Below are 11,774 nucleotides of genomic sequence, written 5' to 3' on the forward strand. Positions count from 1 at the left end.
GCGGGCTTTTTACGTTGTGGAAAATATCTTCCACAAGCTTACAGTGAGTGCGCGAACACCAACGCGATACACAGCGGGCAGACCAAACGCACGTACCATGGCCAAATTTTCCAGAACAGGCTGGACTCGATGTCCGGCGCCCCACTCTGGATTTCCTTGAGCAGCGCATGACGTGACAACGCCCAGCCAACCAACAGACACATCACCAGCGCGACCAGCGGCTGGCTGTACTGGGTGGTCAGCATGATCACCAGCCCGAACAGCGCACCGAAGTTGGCGGCAATGGTCAGGCTGACTGCCATCACGGCGGCGCCGACGGCCAGCGTCGCGGCACGACGGCCCAGCCAGCCACGCTCGACCACGAAGGACACCGGCACTTCCAGCATCGAGATGGACGACGTGATACCGGCAACGCTCATCAAGGCAAAAAAGGCCACCATAAGCACATCACCTGCACCGCCCATCTGGGCAAACAGCGCCGGTAGCGTATCAAACAGCAGCGTATCGGAGCTCTTGAGCAGACCTTCAGCATCGAAGATCTCAACGCCCAGATGGCGTGCGGCGTACATCGCCGGAATCACCAGCAGGCCCGCGAGAAAGGCGATACCAACATCGATCAGCGTCACCAGCACGCCAAGACGCGGCAGGTTCTGCTCCGGCCCGAGATAGGAGCCATAGATCAACATGGCGCCCACGCCCAGCGACAGAGAGAAGAAAGCCTGCCCCATCGCGCTCAGCATCAGGTCGGCATCGAAGATGCGGTCCCACTGCGGCGTCAGATAGACACGCAACCCCTCATCTGCTCCCGGCAGTGTCAGTACATAACCGATCAACCCGACCAGCAGCACCAGCAGCACCGGCATCAGACGCGTCGACCACTTCTCGATACCGCCGCGCACGCCGCCGACCACGATCGCCATCGTCAAGCCGAGGAAGACCGCCGTCAGCGTGACGTTACGCGTAAAGTCGAACGTGGTCAGCCAGCTGGCGGCGGACGACATGCCCAGCGCCTCGCTGACCGGCGCGGCGGTATAGCCCAGCAACCAGCCCGCGACGATGGCGTAGAAGGCCAGAATCAGGCTGGCGGTCAGCATGCCCGCCCAGCCCGCCAGCGCACCGAAGCGCTTGGTAAGGCCACGCCCGAGGCTCATGCTGGAAACAATGTTGGCCTGGCCGTGACGACCGATGACCAGCTCCGCCATCAACGCTGGCCAGGCCAGCAGAAAGGCCAATACCAGATACATCACCACGAAGGCACCGCCTCCGTTGTTGGCCGTCTGGGACGGGAAGCCCCATACGTTGCCAAGTCCTACTGCCGAACCAGCGGCGGCCATCAAGAAGCCTAGCCGGCTGGCAAAGCGTCCGCGCACCTGCGCCATCTGCCTCTCCTGCCTTGTCGTCATTGCGCGTTCTCGATCGAGAGCCGCCTTGCGTGTTGTGCGCCGACCTCATGACGAGGTTCAAGTGCGCCAGCGCCCGCCATCCGTCGCCTGCGGGGCCGGCAAGGGTAGCAGAGCAGGCTTGCGAATGCAGGCAGCAGTCATCTGAATGACGCGACGGGGAAATCACCGCACCGCGTCACACCGCAGGCGCTCAACTCAGGTAGGATAAAAGACAGGTTGCCAGCACAGACATTCACGACAGATCTTCAGGAGAGAAGTATGCATCGCATCTGTGTCTATCTGGGCTCCCGCGAGGGGAACTCACCGCATCACCGCCAGCTGGCCGAAGCGCTGGGAGAAGCGATTGCACAACGCGGTTGGGGTCTGGTCTATGGCGGGGCACGCGCCGGACTAATGGGGGCACTCGCCGATGCTGCACTCGCCGCTGGCGGGGAAGTGATTGGTATCATCCCCCAAGCGTTGGTGCGTAACGAAAAGGCACATGACAGTCTCACTCGCCTGATCGAAGTCGAAGACATGCATGAACGCAAAGCCCAGATGGCTGCGCTGGCAGATGCCTTCATTACCCTGCCGGGGGGAATCGGCACGCTGGAAGAGCTATTCGAGACATGGACCTGGCAATACCTAGGTTTTCACGCCAAGCCCATTGCCGTACTCGACAGCGATGGCTTCTACACTCCACTGCTCGAGTTCCTGGATCGTACCGTCGAGGCGGGCTTTCTCAATGCCGACACCCGCACCCGCCTGATCAGCGAGCGCGAGATTTCGCCATTGCTTGACCGTCTGACACCTGACGCTGGCATGCCTGCCTTGCGTTAGCGCCATCAACGACACATCAGCCGCAGACTGATTCAACTGCCTTACCCAAGGGCAGTGCGCTGATGGCGCGCGTGCTGCTCTCCGTCACGGCATGATCAGCGGGAGCGCCAATATAGCGTGCACGCTTGCTGGCGGTGATCTTTCCCACATCGACCATCACCAGCCCGTCGATGCAGTAGCCGAAGTCGGCATCGACGCTAAAATCCAGAAAGCGCGTACCGCCCGGTTCGGTAACCTCTGCGTACTGCTTATAGAGCGTCGGAACCGTCACTCCCATCGCCTCCAGCTGAGCACGCAGACGCCGGAAGTCACCGCCAGCATCCTGCCCCTCAAACAGGTGTGACGCCTCATCCGCGGCTCTGTCAGGCGCCAGCGTCGTGACCGGCGCACGTGCACGCGCCAAGCCTTCGTCATCTCCGTAATAGTGGCGGTAGTAGCTGACAATCAAGGCACGCGCTGCCTCGGGATAGCTGCTGGAAAGCGTGACCGGCCCAAATAGCCAGCGAATTTCGGGGTGACAGCGCAGATAAGCGCCCAATCCCTGCCATAGATAATCGAGACTGCGGCGTCCCCAATAACGTGGCTGCACGAAGCTGCGCCCTAGCTCCAGGCCTTCCTCCATACGCTCCATCAGCTCTGGCGTGAAGCGAAACAGACTCGGACTATAGAGGCCCTTCTCGCCCTGCACGGCCAGAATTTTCTTCACCTCGCCAATGCGATAAGCGCCGGCGATCTCGAGATCGGCGTCATCCCACAGCACTAGATGGCGATAGTGTGCATCGTAGCGATCGATATCACGCCGCTGCCCCGTCCCTTCTCCCACACGGCGGAAGCTGATCTCGCGCAGCCGACCGATCTCACGCATGACACTGGAGCCGGGAAAGGCATCGAACAGATAGATCTTCTTGCCATCGCGCGTCTCGCCCAGTAGCTCACAGGGTGTGAGTTCCTCACGCAATGCCTGGCGCTCCTCTGGATGACCGATCGCCTTCTCGGTCGTGAATAACCCACGCTTGCCGCGCCCGATGCGATACAGATGCTTGCGCAGCAGGCGCGTCTTGGCATTCGTGCTCAGAATCTCGCTATCCAGGCGTGCCAGTGGAATCAACTCGCCGATACGTAACGTGAGCTGCCGCGCGCGCTGACGAAACATCTCGTGCGCCAATAGCGGCGTGCCAAGACTGCGATTCAAGGACGAGAGCGCATAGAACAGCGTCGAGTTACGGCCACTGACATGAATCGGCAGTACCGGTGCGTTGGTCTTGCGCGCAAAGTGTAGAAAGCCCGACAGCCACTTGCCATCGCGAGGTCCCGTCGGGCCCGCACGCGAGACTTCACCCGCAGGGAAGATGATCACGGCCTCCTCGTTCATCAGTGCGTCGCAGATCAATCCACTGCTCTTGCGATAGCCGCGGCGGCTGAGGTTATCCAACGGCAGTAACAAGGGTGCCAGTGGCTCGACCTTCATCAGCACATCGTTGGCAACGATCTTCACGTCACGCCGCACCTCTCCCACCAGTTTGAGCAGCGCCAGCCCATCGAGTGAGCCCAGCGGGTGATTGGCGACAATCACCACCCGCCCATACGCCGGAATGTTCTCGTGCTCCCGCGAGGACACGGAGTAGCCGAAGGAGAAGTGATCCAGCACACGATCAATGAAGTCAAAACCACGCAGGTCGGAATGCTCGGCAAGGAAGGCATTGATCTCACTCTCGTGCACCAGGCGACGCAGTAGCGCCAATGCTGGTCGACGGATCAATGGGTGCCGTTGGGCAAAGGTCGGATATTTGGCGGTGATGACACGGGCGGTATCGATCATGCTCACTCCTCAGGCCGTAGCACAATGCAGAATTCTCTGTCTGGATCAGAGGGGCTTGATATCACGACAGGTTCACGCCATCTCATGACAGATACGTCACAGTCCGCGTACAGTCGGATGACAGTCGGCACGTGGGAGAGTGCGTTGCCAGCACACTGAATGATCACGCCTGACAAGACGGCAGCAACCCTGCCCAGCCAAGGAGAGAGCAAATGTTTGCGATAGCTGTCGAGAATGAGGCACTGGTCTGGCAGGAATGCGAGGCACCCCAGGGTATAGCGTCAGATGAAGTGCGCATCGAGGTGGCGTGGGCAGGAGTCAATCGCGCAGACCTGATGCAGCGCGCAGGTCAATATCCGCCCCCCGAAGGCGCGAGCCAGATTCTGGGGCTGGAAGTCAGTGGCACCATTCGTGAAGTCGGTCGACACGTAGAGCGCTTCAAGGTCGGTGATCCGGTCTGCGCCCTGCTGTCCGGCGGCGGCTATGCCGAGGAAGTGGTGGTCAATGAGCTGCAGGTATTGCCAGTACCGGAAGGCTATGGCTTGCGTGAGGCAGCGGCTCTACCGGAGATGTTCGCGACCGCTTGGCTGAATCTGTTCATTGAGGGCAATCTCAAGCGTCAGGAGCGCGTGCTGCTGCACGCCGGTGCCAGCGGTATCGGCACGACCGCCATTCAGTTATGCGGCCTGTTCGGGCATCCGTGCTTCGTGACTGTTGGCAGTCAGGAAAAGTTGGAGACGTGTCTACGTCTAGGTGCAGATGCCGGCTGGAACCGTCATGACGGCAGCTTTGTCGAAGCGGTCAATGCCTGGGGCGGTGCCGACATGATTCTCGATCCAGTGGGCGGCGGCTATCTGGCCGACAACCAGCAGGTACTGAATCAGGATGGCCGTATGGTGTTGATCGGCCTGATGGGCGGGCGCATGGATGAGCTGGATCTGGGCCGTATGCTGATGAAGCGCCAGCGCCTGATCGGCTCGACCCTGCGTACCCGCTCGCCCAAGGGCAAGGGCATGGTGCTGGACGCACTCTATGTGCATGTATGGCCGCGTCTCGCGCGGGGCGAACTACGGCCGCATATCGATCGCAGCTGGCCGATTCAGGAGGCAGATGCTGCCCACGCCTATGTGCAGGACAATGCCAGCACTGGCAAGGTATTACTGGCCGTCACCGGCGCCTGACACTGCGTACATGACGGTGAGCGACTGCCGAGATAACATCAAATAAAAAGGGCTGCCCCTCTCTCGAAAGAGAACAGGGGCAGCCCTTTTCAGGAGCTAGCACTCAACTCACACGTCATGGGCCCGTCACTCGCGATCAATATGCTGAGCTCTCTGCCATGTCAGTTGCAGTAGGCGAGCATCGTCACCCGCTCGATGGCGCTGAATACCACCTTCCGCAATCACGGACTCCTTGAGCGCTGCCCAGCCATTGAGCTGATCTTCGTCAAGCAAGCGGCGTAGCGCCTCCAGACGAAAACGCGGCAGCATGCCGGCATGATGGAACAGTAACGATAGCCAGGTGTTGTCATAGCCCCAGCTATCGCTATAGGCGAGACGCGCTTCACTCAACTCATCATTGACCCACTGCGCCACCTCCCTCACTGGGCGCCCTTCTCGTGCCAGTCGCGCGCGAGAAATTCCGTGCAATAGCTCCGCCTTGGGGTCCCAGTGGACCCACTCATCCAACGGCTGGATAAGAAAGGCACAACTACTCCCGTCAGCACGCGCCAAACCGATCTCGATCGGATAGCTGCCGCGGCCAAAGCCGGAGGCTTCAATGTCGAGCAGGATAGGCAGCGTCACACGGATCTCCCAAGGTGTCTCAGGCAGGCAAGGCCGGGCGAGAAGAGGTTGAATGACTTCAGGTTACGGGAATTGCCCCCCGCTTGGCGAGTCCCACGCGTCTAACGACTACCACCAGTGCTCACATGATGACAGAGACAACAACGCCCTCACGAGGAGGGCGTTGTTGGGAGAAGCTATGAATGTCGCCGAATCAGGCGAATCAATTTCAGTGCAGGCCAGCGTCGCTGCCAGTGCGTGCATGGGCTTCCCACTGCTCAGCCTTGTGCGGGCAGACTGCCAGTCCCAGCGAACCTTCACGATAGGCATGCGCCAGACGTTGAGCGGCAAGTGCGTGATGGCACTCCGCGGCACGCGCATACCAGGTCACGGCCTTGGCCGGATCACTCTGGTACTGGGCACAACCATGCTCGTAAATACATGCAGCCTGATATTGAGCATGCACATCACCAGCTTGCGCCGCCTTGATGACGAAGCGCGCGCCCTTAGCCTTTTCCTGCGCGGAGTTACCTCGCTGGAACAGCATGTGCCCGTACAATGACAACGCACCGGTGTGACCGGCATTCGCGCAGTGATTGAACAGACGCATGGTCAGACGATGCTTCTGCTGAGAGCCGGAAAGCCAGGAGGCGTGGAACAGACGCTCCGCCAGGCGATATTTCAGTCCGGTCATCAGGGTTTGGGCCTGCGGCATGACGAGTAACCTTGAAACTGATAAGAGGGGTGACGCCGTATGTAGCTCGATCCTGAGCCTGCGACGCTGTTCTCCTTGCCACCGCGGTCAGTTTACCCTTGCGGGCGGCCTCGAAAGACTGCTCCCCTGACGGCGGGGCGCCAAGCATACGCGCGCAATCGGGGGGACTCAAGCTTGCTTTGTGGGTTTTTGTTACGCTGCTAATATATGTGCCATCACTTACGCGCATCTTCATGCGATACGTGCCTCGACACCTATTACTCGACACTCATCCGACAAGAGAATCCAGCATGCAACGAAGAGCTCTCGGCCGTACCGGTATTGACGTCAGTCTGCTATGCCTTGGCACCATGACCTTTGGCGAGCAGAACAGTGAAGCCGATGCCCATCAACAACTGGATCGCGCGCTTGAGGCTGGTATCGATTTCATCGACACCGCCGAGATGTATCCGGTACCGCCCAACGGAGAAACCCAAGGCCGTACCGAGCAGTACATTGGCAGCTGGCTGGCCGCACGCGGTAATCGTGACAAGATCACCCTCGCCACCAAGGTGACGGGGCCGGGTATGGACTACCTGCGTGGCGGCTCTCGCCTGACACGTGCCCAGATCATTGAAGCCTGTGATGACAATCTACGTCGTCTCGGCACTGACTATATCGATCTCTATCAGCTGCACTGGCCGGATAGAAAGGCCAACTTCTTCGGCAAGCTGGGCTATCAGGCAGTAGAAGACGAAGACATGACACCGCTGGAGGAAAGTCTTTCAGCACTCGGCGAACTGGTCACTGCAGGCAAGATTCGCGCCGTGGGTCTCTCCAACGAGACACCCTGGGGCGTGATGCAGTGTCTGAATCTGGCAGAACGTCTGAATCTGCCTCGCGTCGCCAGCGTTCAGAACCCCTACAATCTGGTCAACCGCAGCTTTGAAGTAGGTTTAGCTGAATTTGCACATCGTGAAGATGTCGGTCTGCTTGCCTATTCACCGCTGGCGTTCGGTACGCTGTCTGGCAAGTATCTGGATGGTGCACGTCCAGAAGGCGCTCGCCTGACCTTGTTCGAACGCTTCCAGCGCTACAACGCCGAGCCAGCTCAGCACGTCATCGCTTGCTACGTGGATATCGCCCGTCGCCATGGTCTGAACCCGGCGCAGATGGCGCTCGCCTTTGTGAATACGCGTCCGTTCCTGACCAGCAATATCATCGGTGCGACGACCCTCGGACAGCTCAATAGCAATATCGCCAGTCTCGAGGTAGAGCTGAGTGACGAGGTGCTGGCCGAGATCGAGATGATCCACAACACTGCGCCCAACCCCTGCCCCTAAGCTTTTGCAGGGCCATCGTTGATATATCGGTGGCCCTGCGCGTATATCCACGACTGGCCCATGAATCGCAACAGCCAGCCCGCTCACAAGGAATACACATGAACCCCGCAGAACTGGGCATGATCCTCATGGCCATTGCCGCTGGCGCGATGATGCCTATTCAGGCCGGCGTCAATTCCACACTCGCCCTGCAAACCCACAGTTCGACCATGGCGGCGATGATCAGCTTTGTGGTGGGCTCTATCGCATTGGCAGGCGTGGTAATGGCCATGCGTCTACCCATCCCCGCCATGGGGGCCTTGAAGGCGGCGCCATGGTGGAGTTGGACCGGCGGACTACTGGGTGCATTCTTCGTCGCGGCAAGTGTCATCCTGGTCCCCAAGCTGGGCGCCGCGACCATGATGGCGACCTTCCTGGCCGGCCAGCTGACCGCCTCGGTCATCTTGGACCACTTCGGCTGGGCGACCTTCCCTCAGCATGACCTGTCACCAGGCCGTGTGGCGGGAGTCTTGCTGCTGTTTGCTGGCGTCTATTTGATACGCCGCTACTGAATCAGCCGCACAAATGCTGTCTCAGTACAGTCTCTCGATAGCTGCTCTATGGCCCCGATAGTCTTCATGAACTCGGGGCCTTCTTGTGGCCCTGATATACTGAATGCTTTCCCTGTCAGGAGGTCTTCATGCTGAGTGTGATTTCGCCCGCCAAGTCGCTGGATTTCGATAGCGCTCCCGCTACATCACGTCACACCCAACCGGATTTCCTGAATCAGGCACAGCCACTTATCGATATCCTTCGCGAGCAATCGCCTCAAGATATCGCCAGCCTGATGAAGCTGTCCGATAAGCTGGCCGGTCTCAATGCGGCTCGCTTTCAGGAATGGCAGACACCCTTCACACCCGATAATGCCAAACAGGCGGTACTCGCCTTCCAAGGTGATGTTTATCAAGGCATGGCAGCCGACACCTTCAACGAAGCAGAATTCGATCGCGCGCAACACAAATTGCGGATTCTGTCTGGCCTGTATGGCTTACTTCGCCCACTCGATCTAATTCAGCCCTATCGGCTAGAAATGGGCACGCGACTGAGCAACCCGGCGGGCAAGGACTTGTATGCTTACTGGCGTAAGACACTGACGCCTGCCCTGGAGCACGCGGTGGAAGACAGTGGCACGCCAGTACTCGTCAACCTGGCTTCCAACGAGTACTTCAAGGCCATTGATAGCAAGGCCTTCCGCCATCGTATCGTCACCCCCGTTTTCAAGGACGAGAAGAATGGTCAATCCAAGATCATCAGCTTCTATGCCAAGAAAGCCCGCGGCATGATGAGTGCTTGGCTGCTCAAGGAAGACATCGACAGCGCCGATGATCTCAAGCACTTCGATATAGCTGGCTATCGCTTCTCTTCTGCCGCCTCCGACAGCGATACACTCGTCTTCACACGTACCGAGGCTGAGGCTGCACGCGCCTGATAATCTCAAATATTTGGCTAATTTCAACAGCTTATGCAGCTTTCATCGCCAACCGCCGAGCCCCGGAAACGTCAGGGGCTCGCCGGCTCGCGGTTTGAGGTAATGACGATGAATTTCGCCGAACATGGCGTGATCGGCACGCCCCAACCACTCATAAGCTACCATCTCGGCACTGACAATACTGGCGCCCGCAGCCTCGCAACGCGCTACTCCCAGCGCCGCCTCTCGCGGACGGCGACTGGCAACACCATCGGCGACCAGCGCCACACGATAGCCCGCCTCACATAACGACAGCACTGTTTGCATCACGCAGATATGTGCTTCAGCACCGCATATCACTAACTGATCACAGCCACTTGCAACAAGTGCCTCCCTGAAATCAGATGCCTCAAAAGCACTAAAACTACGTTTAGTGAAGCAACGACTGCGCTTACTCAACATGTGCGTCAGAGGGGCGCCTTCGCCCAACTTGTCAGGACAGTGCTCGGTCAGCCACACGGGAATCTCCAGCGTCTCGGCTATCCGACCCAGCCAGACTGCTGAATTGATAGCCTCTGTCCCTCCACTTAATACCGGCATCAAGCGTGTCTGAAAATCTATCAACAGCAGTAGCGAACGTCGTGCCATCAGATGTTGAGACTTTTCGTCGTCCATTGATCCTCCCGCGGCGGTTCCAAGGCTAGAATGGGACTCTTACTTACACGCTAGCGCATCCAAGGAGATACTACATGCGCCATCTGTTCATCATGCTGATGGTCGGCCTACTCGGTTTCGGACTGAGTGTCGAACACGCAGAAGCCAAGCGCCTCGGCGGCGGCAAGAGTTTTGGAAGTTACTCGCGTTCTGCCGATAGCGGAAAGTCGTCAAGCTCGCTGTTTGGCAGCAACAAGACCACCAGCGGCACGACGGCTAAATCCAAGCCTTCCAACAGTCTGTCCAAGTTTGCAGGCCCTATGGCAGGACTACTCGCAGGCGGTCTATTGGCCTCTCTTTTCTTCGGTGGCGCCTTTGATGGTCTGCGTATGACAGACTTTCTGATCATCGCGCTGATTGCCTTCGTGGCCTTCAAATTCCTCAGTGCGCGCAGGAAAGCGACGATGGCGAGTGGCGGGCCAGCAGGTCGTACTACACGCCACGATGATCAACCACGCAATGCGCAGGCTCGTGAGCAACATGGCCAAGGTGAGTCGTTGGCGTCCGCTAGCGGCACCGGAGCAGGACTTGCTGGCACACCATCGATCGGCGAGCCTGCCTGGTTCGACAAAGAGCAGTTCCTCGGCGGTGCCAAAGAGCACTTCATGACCCTGCAGCGCGCTTGGGATAACAATGATCTGCCCCGTATCCAGGAATACGTGACACCAACACTTTATAACTTGCTGCGTGAAGAACGCGCCAAGCAACCGGCCAATAACCAGACAGAGATCATACGTTTATTCGCAGAGCTGAGCAGCGTGCAGGAAATCGGCCAACAAGCTGAAGCTACAGTGCTATTCCATGGCGTACTCAATGAAAACGGTGAGCAGAACGAGTTCAGCGAGACCTGGCATCTGATCCGTGAGTTGCGCGATGGTGCCGACTGGTACATCCAGGGCATTGAGCAGAATAGTTAAGCAGCATGCAGGCCGATAGACCGTAAGCAGACGGCTGGATAAGCAATCATTCAGCCGTTTTTTTCATGCCTAACGCAGACCGCCGATGATCTCCACAAAAGCACAAATGCCTCTCATATGCTGATAACGTGGCGCCTTCTTCTTCCATAATCGGAAAATTTCATCATTCAGGCATAAAAAAACCGGCCACTGGGGAAGTGACCGGCGGATAGGCTGCTCGACTGCAAGGCAGGAGCGCCGCATCTCAAAAGTCTGCTGATGGGATAGCACAGACAAGTTTCTAAGCAAGGGAACGTCGAAACTCACATACTCTGACGCCCCTGCATGTCATTAGTTCATTCTGATCCTCATAAACTTGAGCAACTCTGCAGTGAAGAATGGTGAACGCTAAAAACCTGCACAGCACCCCGGCCTTCATTCATCGCTACCTTCTCTTGAGGAGTCCCTCGGAAATCCTCTCTCAGCCAGCAGCTACTGGCAGCATCGTTTTTATCAGGCCACTAAGGCAAGTCTCATCCGTCTATCACCCCAAACCAATATGTCTAAACGATGAGTACTGAAAGAGGGTTATCCACACCCCTGTCATCAGGCCTTCTGCCATCGTCTAGCATCATCTGAGGCCATTCCACTCGATGCTGTCGACCTCACATGAACGCTCATCTACTTGAGAAAATCCTCGACAACGCCCTGCTCCACACACACGAACGCCCCTATCGCAGTGGCGACAGGGCCGGTGTATCACGAAAGCATTCTGTTGCACTCGCGTTCAGTACTCTTGCTCGGTCTGGCGTGTTCCTGCGCACTGACTTTTTCTGCGCACAAAGAGAACCGCCC

General features: G+C 58.2%; 11 protein-coding genes. 6 read left to right on the forward strand and 5 right to left on the reverse strand.

The window, feature by feature from the left end:
- Window positions 1-38: 38 nt before the first annotated feature.
- On the reverse strand, window positions 39-1,379 hold the full coding sequence (locus tag BF12_RS0117020; protein ID WP_024953313.1) for a sodium-dependent transporter: 1,341 nt from the start codon (window positions 1,377-1,379) through the stop codon (window positions 39-41).
- A gap of 282 nt (window positions 1,380-1,661) precedes the next feature.
- Here BF12_RS0117020 and BF12_RS0117025 point away from each other — a divergent pair, with 282 nt between their 5' ends.
- Window positions 1,662-2,222, forward strand: coding sequence for an LOG family protein (locus BF12_RS0117025; protein ID WP_024953314.1), 561 nt, complete (start codon window positions 1,662-1,664; stop codon window positions 2,220-2,222).
- Between the two features lie 16 nt (window positions 2,223-2,238).
- Here the strand turns inward: BF12_RS0117025 and olsF are convergent, their stop codons facing one another.
- On the reverse strand, window positions 2,239-4,041 hold the full coding sequence (olsF, locus tag BF12_RS0117030; RefSeq protein ID WP_024953315.1) for a bifunctional ornithine lipid synthase OlsF: 1,803 nt from the start codon (window positions 4,039-4,041) through the stop codon (window positions 2,239-2,241).
- 212 nt (window positions 4,042-4,253) lie between these two features.
- Here olsF and BF12_RS0117035 point away from each other — a divergent pair, with 212 nt between their 5' ends.
- Complete coding sequence (locus BF12_RS0117035) at window positions 4,254-5,222, forward strand: NAD(P)H-quinone oxidoreductase (protein ID WP_024953316.1); 969 nt, start codon at window positions 4,254-4,256, stop codon at window positions 5,220-5,222.
- Between the two features lie 126 nt (window positions 5,223-5,348).
- Here the strand turns inward: BF12_RS0117035 and BF12_RS0117040 are convergent, their stop codons facing one another.
- Window positions 5,349-5,846, reverse strand: coding sequence for a 3'-5' exonuclease (locus BF12_RS0117040; RefSeq protein ID WP_024953317.1), 498 nt, complete (start codon window positions 5,844-5,846; stop codon window positions 5,349-5,351).
- 208 nt (window positions 5,847-6,054) lie between these two features.
- The gene (locus BF12_RS0117045; RefSeq protein WP_024953318.1) at window positions 6,055-6,540 is read right to left on the reverse strand and encodes a tetratricopeptide repeat protein; all 486 of its coding nucleotides are present in this window, start codon (window positions 6,538-6,540) and stop codon (window positions 6,055-6,057) included.
- Between the two features lie 290 nt (window positions 6,541-6,830).
- On the opposite strand from BF12_RS0117045, the gene BF12_RS0117050 reads away from it, so the two are divergent.
- The 3 genes from BF12_RS0117050 (at window position 6,831) to yaaA (ending at window position 9,330) form a co-directional block, all read left to right on the forward strand.
- Window positions 6,831-7,862, forward strand: coding sequence for an NADP(H)-dependent aldo-keto reductase (locus BF12_RS0117050; protein WP_024953319.1), 1,032 nt, complete (start codon window positions 6,831-6,833; stop codon window positions 7,860-7,862).
- 98 nt (window positions 7,863-7,960) lie between these two features.
- The gene (locus tag BF12_RS0117055; protein WP_024953320.1) at window positions 7,961-8,413 is read left to right on the forward strand and encodes a DMT family transporter; all 453 of its coding nucleotides are present in this window, start codon (window positions 7,961-7,963) and stop codon (window positions 8,411-8,413) included.
- A gap of 128 nt (window positions 8,414-8,541) precedes the next feature.
- The gene (gene yaaA, locus BF12_RS0117060; RefSeq protein WP_024953321.1) at window positions 8,542-9,330 is read left to right on the forward strand and encodes a peroxide stress protein YaaA; all 789 of its coding nucleotides are present in this window, start codon (window positions 8,542-8,544) and stop codon (window positions 9,328-9,330) included.
- Window positions 9,331-9,372: 42 nt separating this feature from the next.
- On the opposite strand, the gene BF12_RS0117065 is transcribed toward yaaA, so the two are convergent.
- The gene (locus tag BF12_RS0117065; RefSeq protein WP_248623747.1) at window positions 9,373-9,984 is read right to left on the reverse strand and encodes an isochorismatase family protein; all 612 of its coding nucleotides are present in this window, start codon (window positions 9,982-9,984) and stop codon (window positions 9,373-9,375) included.
- 74 nt (window positions 9,985-10,058) lie between these two features.
- On the opposite strand from BF12_RS0117065, the gene BF12_RS0117070 reads away from it, so the two are divergent.
- Window positions 10,059-10,940 (forward strand): Tim44 domain-containing protein, encoded by an 882-nt coding sequence (locus tag BF12_RS0117070; protein ID WP_024953323.1) that lies wholly within the window; start codon window positions 10,059-10,061, stop codon window positions 10,938-10,940.
- The last annotated feature ends 834 nt before the right edge of the window (window positions 10,941-11,774 follow it).

It is taken from the genome of Cobetia crustatorum, from assembly GCF_000591415.1.
In the GTDB taxonomy this organism is placed as follows: Bacteria; Pseudomonadota; Gammaproteobacteria; order Pseudomonadales; family Halomonadaceae; genus Cobetia; species Cobetia crustatorum.